The 26,507-nt window shown below is 68.1% G+C and carries 25 protein-coding genes; 11 read left to right on the forward strand and 14 right to left on the reverse strand.

Annotated features, from left to right (window positions below; all coding sequences use genetic code 11):
* Nucleotide 1: 1 nt before the first annotated feature.
* Complete coding sequence (locus tag FHY04_RS14795) at nucleotides 2-1,369, forward strand: serine hydrolase (RefSeq protein ID WP_183936982.1); 1,368 nt, start codon at nucleotides 2-4, stop codon at nucleotides 1,367-1,369.
* A complete protein-coding gene (nudC, locus tag FHY04_RS14800) occupies nucleotides 1,366-2,271 on the forward strand; it encodes an NAD(+) diphosphatase (protein WP_037529880.1) in 906 nt (301 codons plus the stop codon). The genes FHY04_RS14795 and nudC overlap by 4 nt, the downstream gene beginning before the upstream one ends.
* Nucleotide 2,272: 1 nt before the next feature.
* Here nudC and FHY04_RS14805 read toward each other — a convergent pair whose 3' ends face one another.
* Complete coding sequence (locus FHY04_RS14805; protein ID WP_183937023.1) at nucleotides 2,273-3,175, reverse strand: prephenate dehydratase; 903 nt, start codon at nucleotides 3,173-3,175, stop codon at nucleotides 2,273-2,275.
* 138 nt (nucleotides 3,176-3,313) lie between these two features.
* Here FHY04_RS14805 and FHY04_RS14810 point away from each other — a divergent pair, with 138 nt between their 5' ends.
* Complete coding sequence (locus FHY04_RS14810) at nucleotides 3,314-4,018, forward strand: cytochrome c family protein (protein ID WP_031396507.1); 705 nt, start codon at nucleotides 3,314-3,316, stop codon at nucleotides 4,016-4,018.
* A 104-nt stretch (nucleotides 4,019-4,122) separates the two neighbouring features.
* Here the strand turns inward: FHY04_RS14810 and FHY04_RS14815 are convergent, their stop codons facing one another.
* Nucleotides 4,123-5,007, reverse strand: coding sequence for a TIGR00730 family Rossman fold protein (locus tag FHY04_RS14815; RefSeq protein WP_183936983.1), 885 nt, complete (start codon nucleotides 5,005-5,007; stop codon nucleotides 4,123-4,125).
* Between the two features lie 46 nt (nucleotides 5,008-5,053).
* The gene (locus FHY04_RS14820; protein ID WP_183936984.1) at nucleotides 5,054-5,719 is read right to left on the reverse strand and encodes an extensin family protein; all 666 of its coding nucleotides are present in this window, start codon (nucleotides 5,717-5,719) and stop codon (nucleotides 5,054-5,056) included.
* A 232-nt stretch (nucleotides 5,720-5,951) separates the two neighbouring features.
* Here FHY04_RS14820 and FHY04_RS14825 point away from each other — a divergent pair, with 232 nt between their 5' ends.
* From FHY04_RS14825 to FHY04_RS14840, 4 genes are all read left to right on the forward strand, one after another.
* The gene (locus FHY04_RS14825; RefSeq protein ID WP_183936985.1) at nucleotides 5,952-7,106 is read left to right on the forward strand and encodes a phosphoserine transaminase; all 1,155 of its coding nucleotides are present in this window, start codon (nucleotides 5,952-5,954) and stop codon (nucleotides 7,104-7,106) included.
* Nucleotides 7,107-7,310: 204 nt separating this feature from the next.
* Nucleotides 7,311-8,888 carry a phosphoglycerate dehydrogenase gene (gene serA / locus FHY04_RS14830; protein WP_183936986.1) on the forward strand — a complete coding sequence of 526 codons (1,578 nt, stop codon included), beginning with the start codon at nucleotides 7,311-7,313 and terminating at the stop codon, nucleotides 8,886-8,888.
* A 39-nt stretch (nucleotides 8,889-8,927) separates the two neighbouring features.
* A complete protein-coding gene (locus tag FHY04_RS14835; RefSeq protein WP_056674010.1) occupies nucleotides 8,928-10,028 on the forward strand; it encodes an ATP phosphoribosyltransferase regulatory subunit in 1,101 nt (366 codons plus the stop codon).
* Nucleotides 10,029-10,058: 30 nt separating this feature from the next.
* Nucleotides 10,059-11,348 carry an adenylosuccinate synthase gene (locus FHY04_RS14840; RefSeq protein WP_031440105.1) on the forward strand — a complete coding sequence of 430 codons (1,290 nt, stop codon included), beginning with the start codon at nucleotides 10,059-10,061 and terminating at the stop codon, nucleotides 11,346-11,348.
* A 69-nt stretch (nucleotides 11,349-11,417) separates the two neighbouring features.
* On the opposite strand, the gene FHY04_RS14845 is transcribed toward FHY04_RS14840, so the two are convergent.
* The 6 genes from FHY04_RS14845 to FHY04_RS14870 all read right to left on the reverse strand — a co-directional run bounded on the left by FHY04_RS14845 (nucleotide 11,418) and on the right by FHY04_RS14870 (nucleotide 16,217).
* Nucleotides 11,418-11,915 (reverse strand): hypothetical protein, encoded by a 498-nt coding sequence (locus FHY04_RS14845; RefSeq protein WP_183936987.1) that lies wholly within the window; start codon nucleotides 11,913-11,915, stop codon nucleotides 11,418-11,420.
* Between the two features lie 56 nt (nucleotides 11,916-11,971).
* Complete coding sequence (gene aroC, locus FHY04_RS14850) at nucleotides 11,972-13,039, reverse strand: chorismate synthase (protein WP_183936988.1); 1,068 nt, start codon at nucleotides 13,037-13,039, stop codon at nucleotides 11,972-11,974.
* Nucleotides 13,036-13,449 (reverse strand): endonuclease domain-containing protein, encoded by a 414-nt coding sequence (locus FHY04_RS14855; protein WP_183936989.1) that lies wholly within the window; start codon nucleotides 13,447-13,449, stop codon nucleotides 13,036-13,038. Before FHY04_RS14855 ends, aroC begins: the two co-directional genes overlap by 4 nt.
* A 62-nt stretch (nucleotides 13,450-13,511) precedes the next feature.
* On the reverse strand, nucleotides 13,512-14,315 hold the full coding sequence (gene fabI, locus FHY04_RS14860; RefSeq protein WP_107930438.1) for an enoyl-ACP reductase FabI: 804 nt from the start codon (nucleotides 14,313-14,315) through the stop codon (nucleotides 13,512-13,514).
* A complete protein-coding gene (locus FHY04_RS14865) occupies nucleotides 14,312-15,277 on the reverse strand; it encodes a YihY/virulence factor BrkB family protein (protein ID WP_183936990.1) in 966 nt (321 codons plus the stop codon). The genes fabI and FHY04_RS14865 overlap by 4 nt, the downstream gene beginning before the upstream one ends.
* Nucleotides 15,278-15,284: 7 nt before the next feature.
* A complete protein-coding gene (locus tag FHY04_RS14870) occupies nucleotides 15,285-16,217 on the reverse strand; it encodes a DnaJ C-terminal domain-containing protein (protein ID WP_082451212.1) in 933 nt (310 codons plus the stop codon).
* Nucleotides 16,218-16,312: 95 nt separating this feature from the next.
* Between FHY04_RS14870 and FHY04_RS14875 the strand changes: the two genes are divergently transcribed.
* A complete protein-coding gene (locus tag FHY04_RS14875) occupies nucleotides 16,313-16,459 on the forward strand; it encodes a hypothetical protein (protein WP_156360378.1) in 147 nt (48 codons plus the stop codon).
* 117 nt (nucleotides 16,460-16,576) lie between these two features.
* On the opposite strand, the gene FHY04_RS14880 is transcribed toward FHY04_RS14875, so the two are convergent.
* The 4 genes from FHY04_RS14880 to FHY04_RS14895 form a co-directional block, all read right to left on the reverse strand.
* On the reverse strand, nucleotides 16,577-17,479 hold the full coding sequence (locus tag FHY04_RS14880; RefSeq protein ID WP_183936991.1) for a transglutaminase family protein: 903 nt from the start codon (nucleotides 17,477-17,479) through the stop codon (nucleotides 16,577-16,579).
* Nucleotides 17,476-19,983, reverse strand: a complete 2,508-nt coding sequence (locus FHY04_RS14885) for a circularly permuted type 2 ATP-grasp protein (RefSeq protein WP_183936992.1) — start codon at nucleotides 19,981-19,983, stop codon at nucleotides 17,476-17,478. The genes FHY04_RS14880 and FHY04_RS14885 overlap by 4 nt, the downstream gene beginning before the upstream one ends.
* Before the next feature lie 232 nt (nucleotides 19,984-20,215).
* A complete protein-coding gene (gene ligD, locus FHY04_RS14890) occupies nucleotides 20,216-22,717 on the reverse strand; it encodes a DNA ligase D (protein WP_183936993.1) in 2,502 nt (833 codons plus the stop codon).
* Between the two features lie 65 nt (nucleotides 22,718-22,782).
* The gene (locus FHY04_RS14895; RefSeq protein ID WP_183936994.1) at nucleotides 22,783-23,670 is read right to left on the reverse strand and encodes a Ku protein; all 888 of its coding nucleotides are present in this window, start codon (nucleotides 23,668-23,670) and stop codon (nucleotides 22,783-22,785) included.
* A 114-nt stretch (nucleotides 23,671-23,784) separates the two neighbouring features.
* On the opposite strand from FHY04_RS14895, the gene pdxH reads away from it, so the two are divergent.
* The 3 genes from pdxH to FHY04_RS14910 are packed head-to-tail and all read left to right on the forward strand — an operon-like array spanning nucleotide 23,785 to nucleotide 26,138.
* Entirely contained in the window at nucleotides 23,785-24,363 is a 579-nt protein-coding gene (gene pdxH / locus FHY04_RS14900; RefSeq protein ID WP_183936995.1) for a pyridoxamine 5'-phosphate oxidase, read from the forward strand.
* On the forward strand, nucleotides 24,360-25,307 hold the full coding sequence (locus FHY04_RS14905) for a cation diffusion facilitator family transporter (protein ID WP_031440565.1): 948 nt from the start codon (nucleotides 24,360-24,362) through the stop codon (nucleotides 25,305-25,307). Before pdxH ends, FHY04_RS14905 begins: the two co-directional genes overlap by 4 nt.
* Before the next feature lie 39 nt (nucleotides 25,308-25,346).
* Nucleotides 25,347-26,138, forward strand: a complete 792-nt coding sequence (locus tag FHY04_RS14910) for a PhzF family phenazine biosynthesis protein (RefSeq protein WP_183936996.1) — start codon at nucleotides 25,347-25,349, stop codon at nucleotides 26,136-26,138.
* Nucleotides 26,139-26,257: 119 nt separating this feature from the next.
* Here FHY04_RS14910 and FHY04_RS14915 read toward each other — a convergent pair whose 3' ends face one another.
* Nucleotides 26,258-26,506 carry a UvrB/UvrC motif-containing protein gene (locus FHY04_RS14915; RefSeq protein WP_031440563.1) on the reverse strand — a complete coding sequence of 83 codons (249 nt, stop codon included), beginning with the start codon at nucleotides 26,504-26,506 and terminating at the stop codon, nucleotides 26,258-26,260.
* Nucleotide 26,507 lies beyond the last annotated feature (1 nt).

A 26,507-nucleotide genomic window follows, 5' to 3' on the forward strand; every position in this document is an offset into this window, starting at 1 on the left:
CATGACGCGTGCACACTGGATTTCGACCGGCGTGATTGCCGCACTGGCGGCGACCGCAGCCCTGGGGCAGGCGCAGCGACAGGCCGACCCCGGCCCCATCGCCGTCACCGAACGCGCGGGCGATCCCGCACGCGCCGCCTTGCCGATCCTCGAACGGCTGTTCGACGGCTATGTCCGCGACAACAAGATGCCCGGCATCGTCGGCGCGTTCGGGCTGGGCGACCGGCCGACCCTGTTCCTGGCGAGCGGAAAAATCGGCGACGAGCCGGGGCGGCCGTTCGCCGACGCCGATTCGCTGTGGCGGGTCTATTCGATGACCAAGCCGATCACCGGTATGGCGGCGATGATACTGGTCGAGGACGGTCGGCTGAACCTCGACGATCCGCTGAGCAAATACATCCCCGCGTTCAAGACGATGACGGTCGCGACCAACCCCGACACGTCGCTGGCGACGCGGCCCGCGACGACGCCGATCACGATCCGCATGCTGCTGACGCACACCGCGGGGCTCGGCTACAGCATCAATGTGAAGGGGCCGCTGCTCAAGGAATATGAGCAGCGCGGTGTGCTGCCGATGTCGGTCAATGCGCAGATGGAAACGCAGATGGCCAAGGTGCGCCCGACCTCGCTCGAGGACTTCGCGAACCGCGCAGCGACGCTGCCGCTGGTCGCCGAGCCGGGCACCAAATGGAGCTATTCGATCGGGCTCGACGTGATGGGCCGGGTGATCGAGGTGGCGAGCGGAATGTCGTTCGAGCGGTTCCTGCAGACGCGGATGTTCGCGCCGCTCAAGATGAGTTCGACCTTCTTCATGGTGCCACAGGACCGATTGAAGCGGCTGGCGACCAACTATGCGTTCGTCGGCGACAACCGCGCCCCGCTCGACCCTGCGGCGACGTCGGTGTTCGCCGAGCGGCCGAGCTTTCCCTATGGCGGCGCGGGGCTGGTGATGTCGGCGCGCGATTATGACCGGTTCCTGCACATGCTGCAGGATGGCGGGACGCTGGGCGGCGTGCGGGTGATGAAGCCCGAGACGGTCGCGCTCGGCATGTCGAACCTGATGCCCAAGGGCGTGTCGTTCGGCGGGATCGGCACCGGGACCGGTGCGGCGACCGTGGGTAACGCAATGGGGTTCGGCGCGGGCGGGTCGGTCTATCTGGCCGACGTGCCGGGCGGCGCGTCGAAGGGCACCTATGGCTGGGGCGGCGCGGCGGGGACGTTCGCCTGGGTCGACCCGGTCCGTCATGTCCGGAGCACGGTGATGGTCAATTATTTCCCCGGTGAGAAATGGCCGCTGCGGAAAGAGGTGGTCGGCGCGCTGGTCGCCGATGTCGCGCGAAGCGGATCCGCGGGGGGCGTGCGCCGATGAGCTTGACCGCGGATCTCATGCCCGATGTCGCACCGGGCTTTACCGGGGGGATGCTCGATCGTGCCGATGCTCTGCGCCACGATGCAGACGCTCTGGCGGCGGCGCAGGGCGACTGGCGGGCGCGGCTGCTCGCGCTCGACGGTCTGTTGCCCGCCGTGACGGGCGAGGGGCGGCTCGAATGGACGTCGATGGCGGACCTGCCCGACGATGCCGAGCCGATCCTGCTCGGGCTCGATGAGAGCGGGCGGCCGCATTTCACGGCGCTGCTCGCGGGCATGGGGGTCGACAACGCCCCGGCGATGCGCTCGCCCGCGCTGATGGCGGTGCTGGGCAGCCTCGCGCCGGGCGAGGCGGCGACCTATGCCGCGGCGCGCAGCGTGCTCGACTGGCATGTCCGGCATCGCTTCTGCGCGAAGTGCGGGACCGCGACGGCGATGTTCCGCGCAGGCTGGGCGCGCAAATGCCCCAATTGCGCGACCGAGCATTTCCCGCGCGTCGATCCCGTCGTCATCATGATCGCCGAGCATGACGGGCGCGCGCTGCTCGGCCGCGGCAAGGGCTGGCCGCCGGGGCGCTATTCGGCGCTGGCGGGGTTTCTCGAGCCCGGCGAATCGATCGAGGAGGCGGTCGCGCGCGAGATCGCCGAGGAATCGGGCGTGCGCGTCGGCCGCGTCCGCTATGTCGCTAGCCAACCCTGGCCCTTCCCCTCGTCGCTGATGATCGCGTGCGTCGCGGAGGCCGTGGACGACGCGATCACGCTCGACGTGAACGAGCTGGAGGATGCGATGTGGGTGCCGCGCGAGATGGTGCGCGCGGTGCTGCGCGGCGAGGAGGGACCGTTCCTGCCGCCGCCGCCCTATGCGATCGCGCACACGCTGCTGACCGTCTGGGCGAAGGGGTGACTCAGCCGCGTGTGCGCGCCTGGCGGTAGGTGCCGAGAACGCGAAGCCATTTCGAATGGAAGCCCAGCTCCTCTAGCGCGTGGTCGAGGTTCGCGTCGCCCGGCTTGCCGACCACATCGGCGTAGAATTCGGTCGCGGCAAAGCTGCCGTTGCGCTGGTAGCTTTCCAGCTTGGTCATGTTGACGCCGTTGGTCGCGAAGCCGCCCATCGCCTTGTAGAGCGCGGCGGGGACGTTGCGGACCTCGAAGATCAGCGTCGTCATCCAGTCGCCGCCCGCCGGATCCTGCGCCGCCGGTGGCTTGCCGCCGCGCGCGAGCGTGACGAAGCGGGTTGTGTTGTGATCGGCATCGGCAATGTCGGTCGCTAGCAGATCGAGCCCGTAGAGCGCGGCGGCGGCGGGTGGCGCGAGCGCGGCGATCGTCGGGTTGGCAAGCTCGGCGACCTTGGCCGCGGCGCCCGCGGTATCGGGGTAGCTTACCGGCTCGATACCGTGCGCCTTGAGCCAGTGGCGACACTGGCCGAGCGCCTGCGGATGGCTCATCGCCTGGCGGATACCATCGCGCGGTCCGATCCCCATCAACGCGTGGCGGATCGGCAGGAAATGCTCGCCGGTGATCACCAGCCCCGATTCCGGCAGCAGGAAATGGATATCGGCGACGCGGCCGTGGAGCGAATTCTCGATCGGAATGATCGCGCAGTCGGCGCGGCCGTCCTTCACCGCGTCGATCGCATCGGCGAAGTCGAAACAGGGCAGCGGCAGGCCGTCCGGAAATGCCTCGGTCGCGGCGACATGGCTGTTGGCGCCGGGCGCGCCCTGAAACGCGACCGCGCGCGCGGGCTCCGCCATCGCGGCTTGGGTCATCCGCGCGACGATCGGACGGGCGGGGGCGGCGAAGTTTTCCATCGCCACGGCGCGTAGCCAGCGGGCCGGATGCAATCAAGGGCGCGCGGCGCCCGCGCAAGACGGGGCGCAGCGTTTGCTTGCGGTGTCGGTCAGGCTTTTCTATGGCTGTCCTAAATCAAATAGGGGTGGGTGCGCTTTATGGACGACAGGACCAATACGATCGCCGGCTGGGTGCTCGCAGGTTGTGGTGCGGCGCTTGGGCTGTCGATCGTGGGGGGCATGTTGTTCCACGGCGAGCGCCCCGAGAAGATGGGCTATGCGATCGAGGGCGTCGTCGAGGAGGGTGCCGGCGGTGGCGCTGCCGAGGTGGCGATCGCGTCGCTGCTGCCGACCGCCGACGCCGCCAAGGGTGCCGAGGTCTTCAAGAAGTGCGCCGCGTGCCATACGATCAACCAGGGCGGCGCGAACGGGATCGGTCCGAACCTGTATGCGACGCTGGGCGAAGGGATCGCGCAGGGCAAGGGCGGCTATGCCTTCACCGACGCGCTGAAGGGCGTCGGCGGCAAGTGGGACTTCGACAAGATGAACGCGTGGCTGACCAGCCCGCGCAAGTTCGCGCCGGGCACCAAGATGACCTTTGCCGGATTGGGCAGTGCCGAGGACCGCGCGAACGTGATCCTGTATCTCAACCAGCAGGGGTCGAACCTGCCCTTGCCGGCAGCGCCTGCCGCCGGTGCAGAACCCGCTGCCGCTGGAGATCAGCCTGCGACCGCCAACGCCGCCGAGGCTGCGGTCGAGAACGGCGGCGATACCGCGGATATCGCGAACACCGGCACGGCCGCCTCAGGTGCGCCATCGGTCGATCCGGAAGCTGCACGCAAGGGTGCGCGGACGGAGCAGTAATCGCGGCTCCCTCTCCTCGGTGAGGAGAGGGGCTGTTGCGGGGTATGCGCTGTTTGGCAGCCCCTCACCCGGCCCTCTCCCCCGAGGGGAGAGGGGGCAGAAGGTCAGGCTTCTGCGGCTTCGGCCGCGGCACGCTCGCGATAGAAGGACTGAACCGCGGCCCAGGCTTCGTTAGCGGTTTCGACATAGCGGAAGATCGACAGGTCCTTCTCGCTGACCACGCCTTCCTCGACCAGCGCGTCGAAATTCACCACGCGCTCCCAGAACTGACGACCGAACAGCAGCACGGGGATCGGCTGGATCTTGCCCGTCTGGATCAGCGTCAGCAGCTCGAACAGCTCGTCGAACGTGCCGAACCCGCCCGGGAACGCCGCCAGCGCGCGGGCGTGGAGCAGGAAGTGCATCTTGCGCAGCGCGAAATAGTGGAACTGCACCGATAGCGACGGGGTGACGTACGGGTTGGGGGCCTGCTCATGCGGCAGGACGATGTTCAGCCCGATCGACTCGGCCCCGACATCGTCGGCACCGCGATTGGCGGCTTCCATGATCGACGGACCGCCGCCCGAGCACACCACGAACTGACGCCAGCCGCGCTCGTCACGGGGCAGGACGCTGACCTTGGCGGCGAGCTCGCGCGCGACGTCGTAATATTTCGACTTCTCGACCAGCCGCTCGGCGATCTTCTTCGACTTTTCGTCGCTGGCGAGTTCGAGCAGTGCCTGTGCCTTGGCGGGCTCGGGGATGCGCGCCGAGCCGTAGAAGACGAAGGTCGAGGCGATCTTCGCTTCCTCGAGCACCAGCTCGGTCTTGAGCAGCTCGAGCTGGAACCGCACCGGGCGGAGATCTTCGCGGAGCAGGAAGTCCATGTCCTGGAAGGCGAGCCGGTAATGCGGATGCTGGGTCTGCGGCGTGGAAACGATCTCGCGGGCGGTTTCAGCGTCCTGGCTGGCGTTCGCGAAAACGCGTGAGGGAATGCGGGTATCTGTCATTTCGGCGGATTTAGTCGAAAGCCGGGCGCAGGGCTAGACCGGTGTACTAGCGGCAGAAATTCGCGCGATCGTCCTCCAGATGGAGGTGGTTGCGGTGCGCGGCGTTATAGTAGGGGCTGAGCACCGTCCCGAACCGCTTGCAGGCCGAGGCGCGGATCGTCTGGAGGAATTGGCGAACCTGCGGGTCGGGCGATGACCAGTCGTTCAGGATGCTGATCCGTCGTCCGTCCTTCAGCACGAAACCGCCGATGTCGACCGCGTTGGCGACCGCATGGCCCGAGCGGCGGCTCGCGTTGCGGGCCGAGCCGACGACGTTGCGGCATGCATAGCTGCCCATGCTGTCGATCCGCGCGAGTTCGCTGCCGAGCATCTGATAGGCGGCGGGGGCGACCGCGTTGCGCGTCCAGCCGATCAGCGCGCGCGCCGCGCCGCAGCGGACCGCGGTGAGGTTGGCGACGGGGACGCCGATATCGACCAGCTTGACGGTGCCCGCGAGCCCGCAGCCGGGACCGGTCTCGCGGTCGGGCAGGAGCTGGAACGAGACGTGGAGCTGGCGCAGGTCGGCGAGGCATTGCGCGGTCTCGCGGTTGCTCGGGACCGAGAGGTTGGGGCGGGTCTGTTGCGGCGCGGCGGGGCGATCGGCGCGGCCGCAGGCGGCGAGCGCGAGAATGGGCGCGAGCGCGAGCAGGAGAGGGTAAAGGACGCGGTACATGGGGCCATCATCCCCGCGTGGCACCGGCTTGTCACGCGTTGCGGGGCGGCGTTGCGGCGAGTCGAGGCGTGGGCGTGTGCGGCGCTGCCCTTCGACTTCGCTCGGGGCGAACGGGGAGCGTGGCGACGGAAGCGCATGCGCGGACATGGTTGACTCGCCGCGCCACGTCGTTAGGGCCGGCGACGGGCCACGCGGTCCCAACGCCGCGCGTGCTCTCTGTGAGGAGAGATACATGACTGATACGACCTACGCCACCGCCACAGGTGCGCCTGTGCTGCCTGCAACCAAGCCGGCACGCCCCTTTTTCTCCAGCGGTCCCTGCGCGAAGCCTCCGGGCTGGTCCGCGGACAAGCTCGCCACCGATTCGCTCGGCCGCTCGCACCGCTCGAAGATCGGCAAGACCCGCCTCCAGTACAGCATCGACCTGATGCGTGAGCTGCTGAAGCTTCCCGACACGCACCGCATCGGCATCGTCCCCGGCTCCGACACCGGCGCGTACGAGATGGCGATGTGGACGATGCTGGGCGCCAAGCCCGTCACCGCGCTCGCCTGGGAAAGCTTCGGCGAGGGCTGGGTGACCGATGCGGTCAAGCAGCTCAAGATCGACCCGACCGTGGTGCGCGCCGATTACGGCCACCTGCCCGATCTGGACTCGGTCGACTGGTCGAACGACGTGCTGTTCACCTGGAACGGCACCACCAGCGGCGTGCGCGTGCCGAACGCGGACTGGATCCCCGACGACCGCGAAGGCCTGTCGTTCGCCGACGCGACGTCGGGCGTGTTCGCCTATGACATCGACTGGACCAAGATCGATGTCGCGACCTTCTCATGGCAGAAAGTGCTCGGAGGCGAGGGCGCACACGGCGTGCTGATCCTCGGCCCGCGCGCGGTCGAGCGGCTCGAGAGCTACACGCCTGCGTGGCCGCTCCCAAAGGTGTTCCGCCTCGTGTCGAAGGGCAAGCTCGCCGAGGGCGTGTTCAAGGGCGAGACGATCAACACGCCGTCGATGCTGGCCGTCGAAGACGCGATCTTCAGCCTCGAATGGGCGAAGTCGCTGGGTGAGGACGGGCTGATCGCGCGGTCCGACGCCAATGCCGCGGCTCTGGACAAGATCGTCGCGGAGCGCGACTGGCTCGGCCACCTCGCGGCCGATCCGGCGACGCGCTCGAAGACGAGCGTCTGCCTGACGGTCGAGGGTGCCGACGAGGCGATGATCAAGGCGATGGCCGCCGCGCTCGAAAAGGCCGGCGCGGCGTACGACGTCGCGGGCTACCGCGACGCGCCGCCGGGCCTGCGCATCTGGTGCGGCGCGACCGTCGACACCGCCGATATCGTCGCGCTCGGGCCGTGGCTCGACTGGGCCTACGCGACCGCCAAGGCTGCCTAAAACCCGCTACTGCCGCCCGTTTTTCCCACCGCCCTTTTCCGTCATCCCGGCGAACGCCGGGACCCATGGACACGGAGCATCCGCTCACTAAGCGGACCGCAACCATGGGCCCCGGCGTCCGCCGGGGTGACGGGACAGGGTGAGGACGGACTTTCAAAACCGAGCGCGCACCTCCGTTCCCCCGACATTCCCAGGAGCAATCCCATGCCAAAAGTCCTCATTTCCGACAAAATGGATCCCCGCGCCGCCCAGATCTTCCGCGAGCGCGGCGTCGAGGTCGACGAGATCACCGGCAAGACGCCGCAAGAACTCATGGCGATGATCGGCGACTATGACGGCCTCGCGATCCGCAGCTCGACCAAGGTGACCAAGGAGATCCTCGAGCACGCGACCAACCTGAAGGTCGTCGGCCGCGCGGGTATCGGCGTCGATAACGTCGACATCCCCGCCGCCTCGGCGAAGGGCGTCGTCGTGATGAACACGCCGTTCGGCAACTCGATCACCACCGCCGAGCACGCGATCGCGCTGATGTTCGCGCTCGCCCGCCAGCTGCCCGAGGCCGATGCCTCGACGCAGGCCGGCAAGTGGGAGAAGAACCGCTTCATGGGTGTCGAGCTGACGTCGAAGACGCTCGGCCTGATCGGCGCGGGCAATATCGGCTCGATCGTCGCCGACCGTGCGCGCGGGCTCAAGATGAAGGTCGTCGCGTTCGATCCGTTCCTGACGCCCGAGCGTGCGATCGAGATCGGTGTCGAGAAGGTCACGCTCGACGAGCTGCTCGCACGTGCCGACTTCATCACGCTGCACACGCCGCTGACCGACCAGACGCGCAACATCCTCTCGGCCGAGGCGCTCGCCAAGACCAAGAAGGGCGTGCGGATCATCAACTGCGCGCGTGGCGGGCTGATCGACGAGGTCGCGCTGAAGGCGGCGCTCGATTCGGGCCAGGTCGGCGGTGCCGCGCTCGACGTGTTCGTCGAGGAGCCCGCCAAGGCGTCGCCGCTGTTCAACACGCCGAACTTCATCAGCACGCCGCATCTCGGCGCGTCGACGACCGAGGCGCAGGTCAATGTCGCGATCCAGGTCGCCGAGCAGATGGCCGATTTCCTGATGTCGGGCGGCGTCACCAACGCGCTCAACATGCCGTCGCTGTCGGCGGAGGAAGCGCCCAAGTTGAAGCCGTACATGGCGCTGGCGGAAAAGCTCGGTGCGCTGGTCGGGCAGCTGACGCATGGCGCGGTGACGCGGATCTCGGTGCATACCGAGGGCGCGGCGGCCGAACTGAACCCCAAGCCGATCACCAGCGCGGTGCTGGCGGGCTATCTCCAGACGCAGACCGCCACCGTCAACATGGTCAACGCCCCCGTGCTGGCGCGCGAACGCGGGCTCGAGGTGCGTGAGGTGCGGACCGAGCGCGAGGCGGATTACCACACGCTGCTTCGCGTCTCGGTCAGGACCGAGGATGGCGAGCGCTCGGTCGCGGGCACGCTGTTCGGCGATTCGGCGCCGCGTCTGGTCGAGCTGCTCGGGATCAAGATCGAGGCGGATCTGGCGGGGCCGATGCTCTATGTCGTGAACGAGGATGCGCCGGGGTTCATCGGGCGGCTCGGGACGGCGCTGGGCGAGGCGGGGGTCAATATCGGCACCTTCCATCTCGGCCGCCGCCAGGCGGGCGGCGAGGCCGTGCTGCTGCTGTCGGTCGACGAGGCGGTGACGCCGGAGCTGCTGACCAAGGTGCGCGCGCTGCCGGGGGTTAAGACCGCGATGGGTCTCAACTTCTAAGGCTCGCGAACGGGGGGCGAAGTGGTTAGAGGCACGCGCATGACTGCTTTGCTCCCCGAAGGTTTTCGAGACCGCCTGCCCCCCTTCGCCGATTCGGCAGCCGCGCTCGAAGCGCGTGTGCTCGAGGCTGCACGCCTGCACGGCTATGAGCGCGTCGATCCGCCGCTGGCCGAATTTGCTGATGGGCTCGAGATGCGGTTGAAGGCGGGCGGGCTGCACGATGCGGTGCGGTTCGTCGATCCGGTGTCGCAGCGTACGCTCGCGATCCGTCCCGACATCACCGCGCAGGTCGCGCGGATCGCGGCCACGCGGATGGGGCATCACCCGCGGCCGGTGCGGCTGAGCTATGCCGGCTCGGTGCTCAAGCTGCGCGCGTCGCAGCTCGCGCCCGCGCGCGAGACGCGGCAGATCGGTTGCGAGCTGATCGGGCTTGATTCGGTCGCTGCCGCTCAGGAGGTCGTCGCGGTCGCGGTCGACATGCTCGGCGCGGCCGAGGTCCGCGGTGCGTCGATCGACTTCACGCTGCCCGATCTGGTGTCGACGCTTGCGGCGGGCCCGCTGCCGGTCGCGCCCGATCAGGTCGCGACGCTGCGCGACCGGCTCGATGCCAAGGATGCCGGCGCGGTCGCCGCGCTCGCGCCCGCCTATCTGCCGCTGATCGAGGCGGCGGGGCCGTTCGCGCCGGCGATGGAACGGCTGCGGATGTTCGATACGACAGGTGCCCTCGCGTCGCGGCTCGACGCGCTCACACGGATCGCCGCGGCGCTCGACGGCCGCGTCGCGCTGACGCTCGACCCGACCGAGCGGCACGGGTTCGAATATCAGACCTGGCTCGGCTTCTCGCTGTTCGCGGATGGCAGCGCGCGCGAGGTCGGGCGTGGCGGCACCTATACCGTGGTGCATGAGAGCGGGGCCGAGGAAGCGGCAACGGGCTTCTCGCTGTTCGCCGACCCGCTGGTCGACCGGGTCGTCAGCGTCGATCGTCGCCGCCTGTTCCTGCCGCTGGGTACGCCGGCGGCGGACGGTGCGGCGATGCGGGCTCAGGGCTGGGTCACGGTCGCCGCGCTCGACGCGGGCGATACCCCCGAAGCGCAGGTCTGCACGCATCTTTGGGTGGCGGATGCGCCCCGCGCGCTGTAGGCGCTGCGGGTAATTCTCAGGAGATAGAGTTTGGCCAACGTAGCAGTCATCGGCGCGCAATGGGGCGACGAAGGCAAGGGCAAGATCGTCGACTGGCTCGCCGAGCGTGCCGACATGGTCGTGCGGTTCCAGGGCGGCCACAATGCCGGCCACACACTCGTCGTCGGCGAGAATGTGTACAAGCTGTCGCTGCTGCCGTCGGGCATCGTCCGCGGCACGCCGTCGTTCATCGGCAACGGCGTGGTGCTCGATCCCTGGGCGCTCAAGGACGAGATCGCCCGGCTCGGCGCACAGGGTGTCGTCGCGACGCCCGAGACGCTGCGCATCGCCGATACCTGCGCGCTGATCCTGCCGTTCCACCGCGATCTCGATGGTCTGCGCGAGGATGCGAGCGGCGCGGGCAAGATCGGCACGACGCGCCGCGGCATCGGCCCGGCCTATGAGGACAAGGTCGGTCGCCGTGCGATCCGCGTGTGCGATCTGGCGCATCTCGACGACCTGGGGCCGCAGCTCGATCGTCTGACCGCGCATCACGACGCGCTGCGCGCCGGGTTCGGCGAGCCGCCGATCGACCGTGCGGCGCTGATCGCCGAGCTGCGCGAGATTGCCGGCTTCGTCCTGCCGTTCGCCAAGCCCGTGTGGCGCGACCTGAACGCGGCGCGCTCGGCCGGCAAGCGGATCCTGTTCGAGGGTGCGCAGGGCGTGCTGCTCGACGTCGATCACGGCACCTATCCGTTCGTCACCTCGTCGAACACGATTGCAGGCGCTGCGGCGGGCGGTTCGGGTCTCGGACCAAGTGCAGTCGGGTTCGTGCTCGGGATCGCGAAGGCCTATACGACGCGGGTCGGGTCGGGGCCGTTCCCGACTGAGCTCGAGAACGAGACCGGCGAGCGGCTGGGCGTGCGCGGGCACGAGTTCGGGACGGTGACGGGGCGCAAGCGTCGCTGTGGCTGGTTCGACGCGGTGCTGGTGCGCCAGTCGGCGGCGGTCGGCGGCATCACGGGGATCGCGCTGACCAAGATCGACGTGCTCGACGGGTTCGAGACGGTGTCGATCTGCACCGGCTATCGTCTGCGCGGCGAGACGCTTGATTATTTCCCGGCGCATGCCGCCGACCAGGCGCTGGTCGAGCCGATCTACGAGACGATGGAAGGCTGGCAGGAAACGACCGCCGGTGCGCGCAGCTGGGCGGATCTGCCGGCGCAGGCGATCAAGTATATCCGGCGTATCGAGGAGCTGATCCGCTGCCCGGTGGCGCTGGTCTCGACCAGCCCGGAGCGGGCGGACACGATCCTGGTGCGGGATCCGTTCTCGGACTGATGCGACGATCGCTGACATGAAAAAGGCCGGGCGATTGCCCGGCCTTTTTTTTGGATCAGCCCGTGTGGCTCAGCGTGGCGGCGTGCCGCCGACGGTGCCGCCGGTCGTTGCCGAACCGCCAATGGTGCCGCCCATGGTACCACCTGCGGCCGTGCCGCCCATCGTTCCACCCATGGTGCCCGGGCCGGTGCTGCCAGTCGACATCGAACCCGAGGTCGTGCCGGTCGTGGTGCCGGTGCCGGTCACCGTATCGGGACCCGTGGTCGTACCGGTCGTCGTACCCGTCGTCCCGCGCGTGCGGCTACGGGCGCGGGTGCCGCGCTGCGTGCGGGTCTGGGTCGCGGAATCGGTGGCCGTGGTGCCCGACTGCGCCGTCGAACCCGTGGACATGCCGCCCATCGCGCCGCCGGTGGTGCCGCCACCCATGGTACCGCCCATGGTGCCACCAGTCGTGCCGCCGCCCATCGTACCGCCCATCGTGCCACCTGCGGTACCGCCGGTGGTCTGGGCCATGGCGGCGGCCGGAAGGATCAGGGCTGCCGCTGCAATCGAGGTCAGAATACGCATGTTTCTCTCCTATCGTGTTGGAGACACAGCGTTTCGGTTCGACTTATGTTCCCCGGTCAGCCGCATTGGCCGCGGTGAAGCAGCGCCTGATCGGCAAGGACGAGTGCGACCATCGCCTCGACGACGGGCACGCCGCGGATGCCCACGCAGGGGTCGTGGCGGCCCTTGGTGGCGATCGTCGCGGCCTCGCCGGTCGGGCTGATCGTCTCGACGGGGGTGAGGATCGAGCTGGTCGGTTTGAACGCGACGCGCAGCCGGATCGGCTGGCCGGTGGCGATCCCGCCGGCAATCCCGCCTGCATGGTTGGCCAGGAATTCGGGGCCTTCTGGGCCCGGTCGCATGGGGTCGGCATTGGCCTCACCCGAGAGCGCGGCGGCGGCGAACCCGTCGCCGATCTCGATCCCCTTGACCGCGTTGATGCTCATGCAGGCCGAGGCGAGTTCGGCATCGAGCTTGGCATAGAGCGGCGCGCCCCAGCCCGCGGGGACGCCGGTCGCCTCGCACGCGATGACCGCGCCGAGCGACGATCCCGCCTTGCGCGCGGCGTCGACCAGCGCTTCCCAGCGCAAGGCCGCTTCGGCATCGGGGCAGAAGAACGGGTTCTCGTCGATCTGCGCGTCGTCGAAGTTCGCAGGGTCGATCGCGTCGCCGCCAATCGCCTCGACCCAGGCACGGACGCGGACCTGCGGCACGACGAGCCGGGCGACCGCGCCGGCAGCGACGCGCGCCGCGGTTTCGCGCGCGGATGAGCGGCCGCCGCCGCGATAATCACGAAACCCGTATTTGGCGTCATAGGCATAATCGGCGTGGCCGGGGCGATAGGCCTTGGCGACGTCCGAATAGTCCTTCGAGCGCTGGTCGACATTCTCGATCATCAGGCTGATCGGCGTGCCCGTGGTGCGGCCGTCGAACACGCCCGAGAGGATGCGCACGGCATCGGGCTCGCGCCGCTGCGTGGTGAAGCGCGAGGTGCCGGGACGGCGCTTGTCGAGCCAGGGCTGGATATCCGCTTCAGTGAGGGGGATGCCGGGGGGGCAGCCGTCGACCACCGCGCCGAGCGCGGGACCGTGGGACTCGCCCCAGGTGGTGAAGCGGAACATCCGTCCGAAGCTGTTGACGCTCACTTGGCCCTCTCCCCGACGGGGAGAGGGAGGGGCCCATGCGGAGCATGGGAGGGTGAGGGCACGTCTGTAAGCGCGGACAGGATCGCGGCAAGCACGTCGTCCATCCGCTGCATCACGTCGTTGTTCCAGACACGGATCACACGGTATCCCTTGTTCGCGAGGTAGGCACTTCTGTCGGCATCATAGGCCGCATCGCCGATATGCTGGCTGCCGTCTACCTCGACGACGAGCATGGCGTCCATGCACAGAAAGTCGGCGATGAACGGGCCGATCCGCACCTGGCGGCGGAACTTGAAGTCGGCGAGGCGGCGGCTGCGGAGGTTCTGCCATAAACGGGTTTCCGCCTCGGTGGCGTCGCGACGCAGCTTCCGCGCGCGGTTGAGTGCTTCGGTGCCGTCCTTCTGCCTCACCGTGCCCTCATCCTCCCATGCTGCGCATGGGCCCCTCCCTCTCCCCGCAGGGGAGAGGGTATTTACACCAGCGCGATGTCGGGGGCGTCTTCGGCCTTCATGCCGATCACATTGTAGCCGGCGTCGACATGGTGGGTTTCGCCAGTGACGCCCGATGCCAGGTCGCTGAGCAGGTACAGCCCCGCGCCGCCGACATCGTCGATCGTCACGTTGCGCTTGAGCGGCGAGTTCAGCTCGTTCCACTTCAGGATCAGGCGGAAGTCGCCGATCCCGCTCGCGGCCAGCGTCTTGATCGGGCCGGCCGAGATCGCGTTGACGCGGATATTGTCGCGGCCGAGATCGACTGCGAGATACTGCACGCTCGTCTCGAGCGCGGCCTTGGCGACGCCCATGACGTTGTAGTGCGGGATGACCTTCTCGGCGCCGTAATAGCTGAGCGTCAGCATCGATCCGCCCGGGTTCATCATCTTCGCCGCCCGCTGCGCGACCGCGACGAACGAATAGACGCTGATGTTCATCGTCATCAGGAAATTGTCGAGGCTGGTATCGACGAACCGTCCGCGCAGCTCGTTCTTGTCCGAAAAGCCGATCGCGTGGACGACGAAGTCGATCGTCGGCCATTCCTCGGCCAGCTTGGCGAAGGTCGCGTCGAGCGCACCCATGTCGGAGACGTCGCAGTCGAACAGCCGCGCGACGCCCAGCTGCTCGGCGAGCGGGCGGACCCGCTTCTCCATCGTCTCGCCCTGATAGCTGAACGCGAGTTCGGCGCCCGCCTCGGACAGCTTCTTGGCGATCCCCCAGGCCAGCGACTTGTCGTTCGCCAGACCCATGATCAACCCACGCTTGCCCGCCATCAAACCGTTCACGCCGTTCTCGCCTTCGCCTCTACCTCGTCAGCCGGTTGCTCTAGCGCTGTTTCGAGGGGTTCCGCCAGTGCCGCGTTCAAATGCGCCCCGAATACCAGCCCCAATCCGATGACGTAGAAGAACAGCAGCATGATGACGACGCCCGCCAGGCTGCCATAGGTCAGGTCATAGCCACCCAGGCTCGACAGGACGATCGGCAGCAATGCGGTCGCGCTGATCCACCAGACGGCAGTGAAGAGCGCGCCGGGCCATTTGCGGCATTTCGAATAGCGATAGCGCGACGGCGTCACCGAGTAGAAGAGCAAATACAGCGCGCCGAACATCAGCAGACCGGGGATCAGGCGGGACAGGCCGACCCAGCCCGCGGCGTCCTGCGCGAACGGGACGAGGCGGTAGATGAACTGTTCGGCCGCGGTCAGGATGCCCTGTACCAGGAAGGAGAGCAGCGCCATGATCACCGAGCCGACGATCACCGCGGACGATCCGAGCCGCGATTTCCAGAAGGGTGCGGTCGCCTTGATCCCATAGGCGCGGTGGAAGATGTCGCGGATCGTCTCGACGAAGCTGCCGACGGTCCACAGCCCGACGAGTGCGCCGAGCCACAGCAGCGAGCCCGTGCGTGCGGCGAGCACGTCGGCGATCGGCTTGCGCAACAGGTCGGCGACGTTGGGGGGTAGAACATGGAGGAAGGATTCGACCGCACGGATCGTCTCGGTGCTCTGCCCGAACAGCGACAGGATCGCCGCGGCCACGATGAAGAACGGGAACACCGTCATCAGCGCGAGATAGGCGAGGTTGCCCGCGTGGATGAAGCCGTCGTTGAACACGCCGACCGCGGCACGCTTGACGACCTCGAACGCATGGCTGCCCGGCTTGACCTTCGCCATGCCGCGATTGAGGCGCCTGCGCGTGCCGCCATGATCATGGGCGCGCGCCTCGGGCGTAAGATTGCTGTCGTTCACAAGGCGTTCAGACGCCCATGGCCCCCCGCGGGTTCCCGGTATTGCTCTTCGCCCAGCCCTCGACGAAGTCGGCAAGAGCCTTGTTGTCGGCCGGAATGTCGATCATCAGCGTGACGAGCTGATCGCCGCGGCCACCGGTTTTCTTGTGGAAGCCCTTGCCCTTGAGGCGCAGCGTCTTGCCCGAGGTCGTGCCCTTGGGGATCGTCAGCATGACCGGCTTTTCGACGGTCGGCGCCTTGATCGATCCGCCGAGCACCGCCTCGGCAAGGCTGATCGGCAGGTCGATGCGGACGTCATCGCCGTCGCGCGTGAAGAAGCGGTGGGGCTGGACATCGATGGTCAGGATCGCATCGCCCGCGCCGCCCGGGCCCTGCTCGCCCTTGCCGCTGAGCTTCATCTGCGTGCCACTCTCGACGCCTGCGGGCAGTTTCAGATCGAGCGTCTTGCCATCGGAGAGCGTGACGCGCTGGGGCTCGAGCGTCGCCGCGTCGACGAACGGGACCTGCAGGCGATAGGCGACGTTTTCGCCCTTGGGCTGCGGACGCCGACCGAAGCCGCTCGCGAACCCACCGCCACCGCCGCGCTGGGCGCCACCGAACAGCCCCTCGAAGATGTCGCTCATGTCGGGGCCGCCGCTCTCATAGCCTTCGCTGCGAAAGCCGCCGCCGGGCTGAGGGCGCCCACCGCCACCGCCACCGAAGCCGAACGGCGCGGCGGGGTTGCCGTCGCCATCGATCTCGCCGCGATCGAACCGCGCGCGCTTGTCCTTGTCGTTCAGCAGGTCGTACGCGTTGGTGACCTGGCTGAACTTCTCCGATGCCTTCGGATTGTCCTTGTTGCGATCGGGATGAAGCTCCTTGGCGAGCTTGCGATACGCCTTCTTGATGTCGGCTTCGTTCGCGTCGCGGGCAACGCCCAGGGTCTTGTACGGATCGGCCACTTAGGTCCCCACTCTGTCTTGCGCGTCTATGTGGGGCCGCCGCGGGCGCAACGCAATTCCCGTGCCGTGCGTTTGGCGGGCGAGAGGAGACGATGATGGCTGACAAGCAACCGATGCAGGGCGTGCCCGAGGGCGATGATGGTGCCAAGCAGAAGGACGGGGTGAACGATGCGCCGGCCAAGGACAAGGGCGGCGAGAGTGGCGGCGGGTCCTATCCGAACCCGCATGAGGGGAAGGACTGACGCGCGTCTCGTCATTCCCGCGAAGGCGGGAACCCATACCGGCAGTCCTGCGAGACTATCGCAACCGTACGAGTATATGGGTCCCCGCCTCCGCGGGGATGAATACCGTGAAACAGGTTACCCGGCGACCCGTACCGGTGCCTCATCCAGCGGCGCGACGTCGACGCTGACGTCCATGCTCTGTGCGCCCGAGCCCAGCACCACGCCGTCGACCGGTGCGATCTCGGCATAATCGCGGCCGACCGCCATGACGATATGGTCGCTCGCCATCCAGATGCCGTTGGTCGGATCCATCCCGACCCAGCCGTGTACCGGCCCGCACCACAGCAGAACCCAGGCATGCGTCGCATCCGCGCCGACCAGCCGCGGCTGGCCTGCGGGCGGGATGGTGCGGATATAGCCGGACGCATAGGCGGCGGGCAGGCCGGCGGCGCGCAGGCCGGTGATCATGATCTGCGCGAAATCCTGGCACACGCCCTTGCGGTGGAGGAACGCCTCGTGCGGCGGGGTGTCGACCAGCGTCGCATCCGCATCGAACACGAATTCGCGCTGGATCCGGCGGGCGAGCGCGATCCCCGCCTCCAGCGCGCCGCGCGCGGGGTCGAGATCGGCCGCGCAATAATCGGCGATCGCATGGTCGAGCGGGATCAGCGGCGAGGGATAGAGATAGGTGGCGGGGCTCGCCGCGGAGAGGTCGGTGCTCGCGCGCGCCAACGCCGCGATCTCGGCGAGCGTCGGGTCGCCGGCGGCGGGGACGGGGACGAGCCGGTCGACCGTGATCCGCGACCGGCTCTCGATCGTCAGGTGGCGGACCGGGCTGTCGACCACCAGCCGCGTGACGTTGGCGAGCCCGGCCTCGGCCCGCGCGGGGCTGATCCGGCCCGCGGGGTGGACCGAGAGCGTGTAGTCGTCGAGCCGCTGGCCGGGCCAGTCGATGGGCTTCAGCCGGAGGTTGCAGCGCGCGAACTTGACGCTCGCGCCATAGTCAAAGGTGGTGACGTGGCGGATGTCGTAGATCATGCGAGCGTCAGTTCGCTGGTGCGGAGCGGTTCTGCGCCCTGCAGGAAATAGCGTCTCGCCAGCGCGTCCGACACGCCCGCCAGCCGGCGTTCGACATCGCCCAGCGTATCCGCGTCCAGCTCGGCGGCGGTCGCGGTCATAACGATCGCCATGAGTGCGGTCGCCTGGGCCTGTTGCGGTTCGGCCATCTCGTCGTCGCTCAGCACCGGCAGCTCGGCGAGCCGCGCGGCGATGCGGTCGGCAGAGAAGGCGAGGCTGCGCGGGTTGCCGGGGTCGAGCGCGACGAGATCCATGACCGGCACGCGCGCGATTCCCGTCGGATAGCGCTGGCGATAGGTGATCTGGCTGTCGGCGAGGTCGAGCAGCACCGACAGGTCGTCGGGCGAGGCGCCGGGCATGCCGAACAGCCGGATCGCGCGCGCCATGGCCATCGCGCGCTCGATCCGGCGGCCGAGATCGTGGAACCGCCACGCCGCGGTCCGTCCCATATGCTCGGCGGACAGCCCGGCGATCGCGGCATAGCGGCGCTGGAGCGAACCGGCGCGTTCGAGCATCCCGCGATGCGTGGGGAAGGGGGCCTCGAGCAGCCGTACCATGTCCGCGGACAGCCGGTCGCGCGACCCCTCGCCGATCGCGCGCGCATGGCGGTTGATCGTCGCAACCGACTGCCAGCCCTCGTCCTCCATCGCGGTGCGCGCGAACGCAGTCAGGTCGGCGCGGCGCAGCGCGGGGGGATGCGGTGCGGCACCGCCGCCGACGATCAGCCCGACGAGCTTGCCGACGGTCTGCGCCGACAGCACCGCGCCGCCGTCCGCGTCGATCGAATTGCCGAGCATCACGCGGATCGCCGCGAGCAACGCCTCGCCGCGCTCGAGATAGCGGCCGAGCCAGTAGAAATTGTCTGCGACGCGGCTGGGCAGCGTGCCGGGATTGCGGCGGACGTGGAGCGAATCGGGCGCGGTAAGTAGCGAGACGGGTGCGACCGGCTCCGGCCCATAGACGCAGACATCGGCGGACCAGATGCCCTCGCCCATCACCGCGGCGCGCGCGTCGGGATGCTCGCCGATCCGCGCGAACCCGCCAGGCAGCACGGTCCATTCGCCGTCGCCGCCGCGTGCTGCAAAGACGCGCAGCGTGAACGGGCGCGGCTCGAGCGTGTCGCCAACGACGACGGGCATCGTCGACAGGCGAACGATCTCCTGCCCGACATAATCCTGCGGCCGGCGGGCCATGTCGGCGAGCAGCGCGGCACGGTCGGCGCCGGTGATGTCGGCACCCGCGGTCGCACCGTTCGGCAGGCCGAGCGGGCGGGTGTGATAGGCGGGGGCGATCAGCAGCCGGTCGAGATCTGCCTCGACCGCGGTGCGCGCCGCGTCCTGCCCGCACCACCAGGTCGCGATGTTGGGGAGCAGCAGGTCTTCGCCGAGGATCGTGCGCGCGAGTTGCGGCAGGAAGGCCGAGAAGGCGGGGGCCTCGAGCACCGCGGAGCCGGGCGCATTCGACAGCACGACATTGCCCGCAGCATAGGCGTCGATGAGGCCGGGCACGCCGATCTGCGAATGCGTGTCGAACGCCAGCGGATCGAGCAGCCGCGGATCGAGCCGCCGCCACAGCGCGTCGATCCGCTTCAACCCGCCGATCGTGCGGACATAGAGTTTGTCCTCGAGCGCGGCGAGATCCGCGCCCTCGACGAGCAGCAGCCCCAGATAGCGCGCGAGATGCGCCTGTTCGGGATAGCTCGGGTTGAACCGGCCGGGGGTGAGCAGCCCGATGCGGGGATCGGTGCGCTTGCACATCGCCGCCAGCCCGGCGCGGAACGCGGCGAAGAAGGGCGCGTGGCGCTGGACGTTCAACCGCGCCTGCAACCCGCCGAGCGTGCGGCCGACCGCGAGCCGGTTCTCGAGCGCATAGCCCGCACCCGCGGGAGCACGCAGGTGATCGGCGAGCACGCGCCATTCGCCGCTCGGACCGCGGCCGAGATCGATCGCGATGAAATCGAGGTGGCGGCCGCCTGGCGGGTCGAGCCCGACCATCGGCCGCAGGAAGAACGGGCTGCCGGTGACGAGCGTGGCGGGGATATGGCCGTCCGCGACCAGCTTTCCCTCGCCGTACAGATCGGCGATCACCGATTCCATCAACGTCGCACGCTGGACCACGCCCGCGGCGATCCGCGCCCAGGCGTCCGCCTCGATCAGCAGCGGGACGGGGGAGACGGGCCAGGGGCGCTCGTCGGGTTCGTCGGCGATGCGGAAGCCGGTGCCGATATCGACCGCGTGACGCTGGACGCGTTCGCGGACATGGCCGAGATCGTCCGAGGCGACCATCGCGAGCTCGGCGAAGGTCGCGGTCCAGGCGGGGTCGATACTGCCGTCGGCGGCGGGGCAGAGCATGTCGGCGGCGGTGCTGCGCGCGCAATAGTCGGCGATCCAGCGCTCGGCATGGCGTGTCGCGTCATAGGCGCTCGATTGCGCCGTATCGGTCGGGGGCGTGGATTGCGTCGCCATCTCCATGCCTTGATGCCTTCGAATAGTGGCGGCGGGTGTTTCACCTTTCGCCGCCGCGGTGCAACCTAAAAGCGTGTCTGCGGGGCGGGTTTCGCCTACGCCTTCCACCCCGGCGGAGGCCGGGGCCCAATTGGGTGGAGGCGCGTTACGGCTAGCCACCCTTTATCACGGGCGTCCCCCAATTGGGCCCCGGCCTTCGCCGGGGACCGAGCCATATAGAGGCGCGCGACCCTCAGAAATCCGGCAGGACCTGGTCCGCCACACCCCAGCCCTTCAACCCGCGCGACCCGGCGCGTGCGATCAGGTCTTCGGCGTCGCGCACACCCCAGCGGGCGGCGGTGTCGATATCGCGCAATTCGCTCCATGATACGGGGGCGGCGACAGGTGCGCCGGCGCGGGCGCGGGCGGAATAGGGCATCACCGCGGTGCTGCCGCGCTGGTTGCGCAGCCAGTCGATGAAGATCCGGCCCTTGCGCTTGGCCTTGGCCATCGATGCCACGAACCGGTCGGGCTTGGCACTTGCCAGCGCCCGCGCGAAACGGTCGGCGAAATCCTTGACCGCGGGCCATTCCGCCCTGGGGGTGAGCGGGACGACGACATGGACGCCCTTGCCGCCTGACAGCATTGCGAAGCTGACGAGGCCGAGTTCGGCGAGCTGCGTCTTCAGATACTCTGCGGCCTTCTTGGTATCGTCGAAGTCGAGCCCCTCGTCGGGGTCGAGATCGAAGACGAGGCGGTCGGGCTTTTCGAGCGTCTGATTGGAGGATCCCCAGCCGTGGAATTCGATCGTCCCCATCTGGACGCAGGCGACCAGCCCGTCGGCATCGTCGACATAGAGATAGTTCTCGGTCGATCCGTCCTTCTCGCGGATCGGTACCTGATGGACCGCGTCGCCGAAGCTGCCGGCATCGTGTTTCTGGAAGAAGCAGGCGCGCGACCGGCCTTGCGGACAGCGGACGAGGCTGATCGGGCGGTTGCCCGCGAAGGGGAGGATGAGGCCCGACAGTGCAGCATAATAGTCGGCGAGATCGCCCTTGGTGACGTCGGATTCGTCGAAGATCACGCGGTCGCGGTTGGTGATATTTATCGTGGTCTCAGGCGCAGCATCGGGGAGCGGGGCGGGCGTCTCGGCGACGACGTCCTTCGCCGCCTTGTCCTCGCGCAGGCCGATGAAGCTCGAATGGCGCAGCACGCCGTCGGGGGTGGTTTCAGCAAAGGCGATCTCCGCGACGAGATTCGGCGTCACCCATTTCGCGCCGCGGACCGCGGCCTTCGGGGCCTCGACCGTCGGCGTCTTGCGGTCGAGCGCGTCGAGTTTCTCGCGGAGGTCGTCCATCAGCGCCTGGTCGAAGCCGGTGCCGACCTTGCCTGCATAGCGATAGGTCTTGCCCTCGCGGACGCCGAGCAGCAGCGACTTGAAGCCGCGCTTCTTGTCGGACGGGAGCCAGCCGACGATGACGAATTCCTGGCGGTGCGTGCATTTGACCTTGAGCCACGCCTTGGTCCGCTTGCCCTGATAGGGCGCGTCGGCGCGTTTCGAGACGATGCCTTCGAGGCCCTCGCGGCACATCGTCTCGAACAGTTTCTCGCCCGCGCCGATGACGTGGTCCGAATAACGCAGGCGGTCGTCATCGGCCGGGATCAGCGGTTCGAGGCGGGCCTTGCGGTCGAGATTGGACAGGCCGGTCAGATCCTCGCTGTCGACTTCGAGCAGGTCGAACGCGAACAAGGTCATGTCACCGCCGCTGGAGATCGCGTCTTTCAGCGTCGAGAAATCGGGGTGGCCGTTCTTGAAGGCGACGATCTCGCCGTCGAGCAGCGCCGATTTTACGGGGAGCTTCGCGGCGGCGGCAGCGATTCCGGCGAACTTGTCGGTCCAGTCGAGGCCGGTGCGGGTGAACACGTTGGCCTTGCCGTTCGCGACGGCGACGAGCGCGCGGTAGCCGTCATATTTGACCTCGTGCAGCCAGGCGGTGCCGGTGGGGACGGCATCGACGAGCGTGCAGAGTTGGGGGTCGCGGAATTCGGGAAGCGTGCCGTCATGCTGGCGAAGGCGAGGATCCAGAGTATCCGCCGCGACGCTTTTCGCTCTGGGTCCCGGCTTTCGCCGGGATGACGGGGGAGGGGCGGGTTTGCTTGCGCGTGCCGGCTTCTTGCCTTCCGCGATCTCCGCCATCGTACGCCCTGTCGAGACGCTGGTGAGCGCTTCGTCGACCAGCGTGTCGGTGCCGCCCGCCGCGGCGTCGTCGATCTTGCGGAGCAGCCAGTTCTCGCGCTTTTCCTTCGCGCGGGGTTTCAGGCGGATCAGCAGCCATTCGCCCTTCATCCGCTCGCCATCGAGGACGAAGTGGAGATGGCCTTTGTCGAGGTCCTTGGCCGATTTGCCCTTGATCGGCGCCCAGGTGCCGCGGTCCCACAGCATCACCGTGCCGCCGCCATATTCGCCCGCGGGGATCGCGCCTTCGAACGTGGCGTAGCTCAAGGGATGGTCCTCGGTGCGGACCGCGAGGCGCTTTTCGTTGGGGTCGAGGCTGGGGCCGCGGGTGACCGCCCAGCTTTTGAGGACGCCGTCGATCTCCAGGCGCAGGTCCCAGTGGAGGCGGGTGGCGTCGTGCTTCTGCACCATGAAGCTGTTGCCGTTGCCGGGGGTCAGCGTGCCGGCGGGTTCGGCGGTCTTCGCGAAGTCCCGCTTGGCATTGTAGAGCGCGAGGGGGTCTGGGGTGTCAGCCACCATCGGTCTCCCGCGAAGGCGGGAGCCCAGGCTGGGTCCTCGCCTTCGCGGGGACACAACAGGGGGCGTTACGCACGTTTCTTCGCCGGAGACTTGGTCGCGGTCTTTGGCGCGGTCTTGGCCGGGGCTTTCTTGGCGGGCGCCTTCTTCGCAGCCGCGGCCGTGCCGCCCGATTTCTCCATCGACTTCTTCAGCGCCGCCATCAGGTCGACCACGTTCGACCCCTTGGTCTCGCCGCTGCCCTTGTCGTCGATGATCGTCTTGCCGTTCGCCTTGCGTTTGCGTTCGATCAGGTCCTTCAGCGCGTCGACATACCGATCGTGGAAGTCCTGCGGGTGGAAGTCGCCGCTGCGCTTCTCGATCAGCGCCTCGGCGAGTTCGAGCAGCTCCTCGGAGGGCTTGTCGTCGGAGATGTCGCGGAAATAGCCCTGCGCCTTGTGCACCTCGTCCGCGTAGCGCAGCGTCTCGAGCACCAAGCCGCGCCCGCAGGGCTTGAGGCTGACGACATATTCGCGGCCGCGCATCGCGAGCTGGCCGAGCCCGACTTTCTTGGTCCGCCGGAGCGCCTCGCGCAGGACGATGAACGCCTCCTCCGCCAGATCGTCCGCAGGGACGACGAAATAGGGCTTTTCATAATAGAGCACGTCGATGTCGCTCGCATCGACGAACTGGGTGAGTTCGAGCGTCTTCTTCGATTCGAGCTTCACCGCGTCGATCTCGTCCTGGTCGAGCAGGACATATTCACCCTTTTCGACCTCATAGCCCTTCATGATCTCGTCGGCATCGACGGGGCCGACGCCGGTGACGACCTTGTCGTAATGGATCGGCTGGCCCGAGGGTTCGTGGATCTGCTTGAACGAGACCGCCGCACCCGATTTGGTGGCGGAGTAGATCTCGACCGGGATCGAGACCAGCGCTAGCCGGATCTGTCCCTGCCAATAGGCGCGCGCTGCCACGGTGCGGTTTCCTTCGTTGCGAAACCGATTCAATCGTCGGCGTCGCGAGTCGTTCCGTAACCCCACGTGCCGTGTGCTGTTTCGCGGCCCGCCAAGTTTCGCTATGGCGCTGCCATGTCCGATAACCCGATCACGCTGTTCGAGGCCTGGTACGCCGAGGCCAGGCAGACAGAAATCAACGACTCCAACGCTGTAGCCCTCGCCACTGCGGATGCGCAGGGGCGGCCGTCGGTGCGGATGGTGCTGCTGAAGGGGCATGGCCCCGATGGTTTCGTCATCTACACCAACCGCGAGAGCCGCAAGGCGGGCGAGCTGACCGCGAACGCGCATGCGGCGTTGCTCTTCCACTGGAAGTCGCTGCGCCGGCAGGTCCGGATCGAGGGGCGCGTCGACCTGGTGAGCGATGCGGAATCGGACGCCTATTTCGCGACGCGCGGCCGTGATTCGCAGCTCGGGGCATGGGCGTCGGAGCAATCGCGCCCGCTCGACACGCGCGACACGTTGGAACGCCGTTTTGCCGAGGCGCAGGCGCGGTTCGAGGGTGGCGACGTGCCGCGGCCGCCGCACTGGGGCGGGTACCGGATCGCGCCCGATCGCATCGAGCTGTGGCAGGACCGCGAACACCGCCTACATGAGCGGCGACTGTTCGTGCGCGACGGTGAAGGCTGGACCGAAGGATTGCTGTTCCCATGACCCAGGACGAACGCCGCAGGGTGATCCCGCTGGCGACGCGCGCGGCGCTCGCCAGCGTCGCGATGGCGTGTTTCCTGCTGCTGCTGAAGGGCTTTGCGGCGTGGACGACCGGATCGGTGGCGATGCTCGGCTCGCTGGCCGATACCGCGCTCGACCTGCTCGCGAGCCTCGTCACGCTGTACGGCGTGCGGCTCGCGGCGACGCCCGCCGATCACGACCACCGCTTCGGCCACGGCAAGGCGGAGGCGCTCGCCGCGCTGTTCCAGGTGATGCTGATCACCGCGTCGGCCGCCGGCATCGCTTGGCGCGCGATCCTCGCGTTCAACGATCCTCAGCCGACCACGGGCGCCGATTTCGGCATCGGCGTGTCGGTCGTCGCGATCGTTGCGACGGTGTTCCTGCTCGCCTATCAGCGCCGGATCATCCGCCAGACCGGTTCGGTCGCGATCCTTGCGGACAATGTCCATTACCAGTCGGACGTGCTGCTCAACGGTTCCGTGATCGTCGCATTGGTGCTCGACCAGTATATGGGGTGGAGCGGGGCGGATCCGATCTTCGGCATCGTCATCGCGCTGTGGCTCGCCTGGGGTGCGTTCTCGGCATCGTCGAATGCGATCGACCAGCTGATGGACAAGGAATGGCCCGAGGATCTGCGTGCGCAGTTCCTCGACGTGGCGGCGCGTCAGCCCGGCATCCGCGGCATCCATGACTTCCGCACCCGCCGGTCGGGCAGCCATGATTTTGCGCAGTTCCACATGGAGGTCGCGCGCGACCTGACCGTCGCGCATGCCCACGACATCGTCGAGGCGGTCGAGCGCAACCTGCGCACCGCCTTTCCCAAGGTCGAAGTGCTGATCCACCTCGATCCCGAAGGGCATGTCGATACCGACAATCCGCTGGTCGAGGCGGACGTGACGCCGCATTGGTTTGGCAAGCGGGTTTAACCCGCTCGGCGCCCGACAAACGGGCAGAGGGGCAGCAGCATGAGAATACCGTTCGCGCAGATCGATGCGTTCGCCGACACGGCCTTTGCGGGCAATCCGGCGGCGGTGATGCCGTTGTCCGCGTGGCTCGACGATGCAGTGCTGCTGGATATCGCGCAGGAGAACAACCTGAGCGAGACCGCGTTCATCGTCCCCTCGGCCGAAGAGGGCGTCGATTTCGACCTGCGCTGGTTCACGCCGGGCGCAGAGGTCGCGCTGTGCGGGCATGCGACGCTGGCGAGCGGGCATTTCGTGCTGTCGTCGGATAGTGCGCGCGACCGGGTCCGGTTCGCAACGCGGCAGGCCGGGATCCTCGAGGTCGCCTGCGCGGATGGCGGATACACGCTCGAGCTGCCGGCCTGGGCGCCCGCGCCAAAGGCAATGCCGGAGATCGTCGCGGCACTGACGATCGATTCGCCGGTCGAGACCTTGTGGCACGACAAGGGCTATGCGCTGGTGATCGTCGAGGACGAGGCGATCGTCCGCAACCTGAAGCCCGATTTCGTCGCGCTGGCGAAGTTTCCGATCGTCGCGATCGTCGCGGCGAAGGGGTCCGCGACCGCGATCGTCAGCCGCGTCTTCACGCCTTATTATGCAATCAACGAGGACCCGGTGACGGGGTCGGCGCATGCGGTGATGGTGCCGTACTGGGCGCAGACGCTGGGCGACAGCTTCACCGCGTTCCAGGCGAGCGCGCGCGGGGGGCGGCTGTCGTGCCGGCTCGAAGGCGACCGGGTGGTGCTTGGCGGTGCGTGCGTGACGGTGATCGAGGGCACGTTCCTGCTGCCGTGAGTGCGGTCTAACTCTTTGTCACCCTGACGAAAGTCAGGATCCAGAGCCAGGATCGTCTTGCTTCGTTATCCTGGATCCTGACTTTTGTCAGGATGACCGGTTTTGGGGGAGCCAGGGCGTTACCGCTTGCGGCCCTTGGTCATCGGATCGGGTTTTTTCGGCTTCACCCAGCCGGGCGGCGGCGTCAGGCGTTGCTGGCTGGTGCCGAGACCCATCGCTCCGGGTTGCTGGCGGGTGAGTCCCGCGGTGTCGGCGACGGTGCCGCCGCCGCGGAGCAGGCTGATCTGGTCGCGCAGCCGCCCCGCGGTCTCGAAGTCCATCGCCGCAGCGGCGGCTTCCATCTGGCGGCGCAGGTCGTCGATATCCATG

The sequence above is a fragment of the Sphingomonas sp. BK481 genome (genome assembly GCF_014194875.1).
Taxonomy (GTDB): Bacteria; Pseudomonadota; Alphaproteobacteria; order Sphingomonadales; family Sphingomonadaceae; genus Sphingomonas; species Sphingomonas aerolata.

What these genes read in the sequence shown, in the direction of transcription:
- FHY04_RS14795 (WP_183936982.1), top strand. Translation starts at nt 2, where the DNA reads ATGACGCGTGCACACTGGATTTCGACCGGCGTGATTGCCGCACTGGCG.
- nudC (WP_037529880.1), top strand. Translation starts at nt 1,366, where the DNA reads ATGAGCTTGACCGCGGATCTCATGCCCGATGTCGCACCGGGCTTTACC.
- FHY04_RS14805 (WP_183937023.1), bottom strand. Translation starts at nt 3,175, where the DNA reads ATGGAAAACTTCGCCGCCCCCGCCCGTCCGATCGTCGCGCGGATGACC.
- FHY04_RS14810 (WP_031396507.1), top strand. Translation starts at nt 3,314, where the DNA reads ATGGACGACAGGACCAATACGATCGCCGGCTGGGTGCTCGCAGGTTGT.
- FHY04_RS14815 (WP_183936983.1), bottom strand. Translation starts at nt 5,007, where the DNA reads ATGACAGATACCCGCATTCCCTCACGCGTTTTCGCGAACGCCAGCCAG.
- FHY04_RS14820 (WP_183936984.1), bottom strand. Translation starts at nt 5,719, where the DNA reads ATGTACCGCGTCCTTTACCCTCTCCTGCTCGCGCTCGCGCCCATTCTC.
- FHY04_RS14825 (WP_183936985.1), top strand. Translation starts at nt 5,952, where the DNA reads ATGACTGATACGACCTACGCCACCGCCACAGGTGCGCCTGTGCTGCCT.
- serA (WP_183936986.1), top strand. Translation starts at nt 7,311, where the DNA reads ATGCCAAAAGTCCTCATTTCCGACAAAATGGATCCCCGCGCCGCCCAG.
- FHY04_RS14835 (WP_056674010.1), top strand. Translation starts at nt 8,928, where the DNA reads ATGACTGCTTTGCTCCCCGAAGGTTTTCGAGACCGCCTGCCCCCCTTC.
- FHY04_RS14845 (WP_183936987.1), bottom strand. Translation starts at nt 11,915, where the DNA reads ATGCGTATTCTGACCTCGATTGCAGCGGCAGCCCTGATCCTTCCGGCC.
- FHY04_RS14875 (WP_156360378.1), top strand. Translation starts at nt 16,313, where the DNA reads ATGGCTGACAAGCAACCGATGCAGGGCGTGCCCGAGGGCGATGATGGT.
- FHY04_RS14880 (WP_183936991.1), bottom strand. Translation starts at nt 17,479, where the DNA reads ATGATCTACGACATCCGCCACGTCACCACCTTTGACTATGGCGCGAGC.
- FHY04_RS14885 (WP_183936992.1), bottom strand. Translation starts at nt 19,983, where the DNA reads ATGGCGACGCAATCCACGCCCCCGACCGATACGGCGCAATCGAGCGCC.
- ligD (WP_183936993.1), bottom strand. Translation starts at nt 22,717, where the DNA reads ATGGTGGCTGACACCCCAGACCCCCTCGCGCTCTACAATGCCAAGCGG.
- pdxH (WP_183936995.1), top strand. Translation starts at nt 23,785, where the DNA reads ATGTCCGATAACCCGATCACGCTGTTCGAGGCCTGGTACGCCGAGGCC.
- FHY04_RS14905 (WP_031440565.1), top strand. Translation starts at nt 24,360, where the DNA reads ATGACCCAGGACGAACGCCGCAGGGTGATCCCGCTGGCGACGCGCGCG.
- FHY04_RS14910 (WP_183936996.1), top strand. Translation starts at nt 25,347, where the DNA reads ATGAGAATACCGTTCGCGCAGATCGATGCGTTCGCCGACACGGCCTTT.
- FHY04_RS14915 (WP_031440563.1), bottom strand. Translation starts at nt 26,506, where the DNA reads ATGGATATCGACGACCTGCGCCGCCAGATGGAAGCCGCCGCTGCGGCG.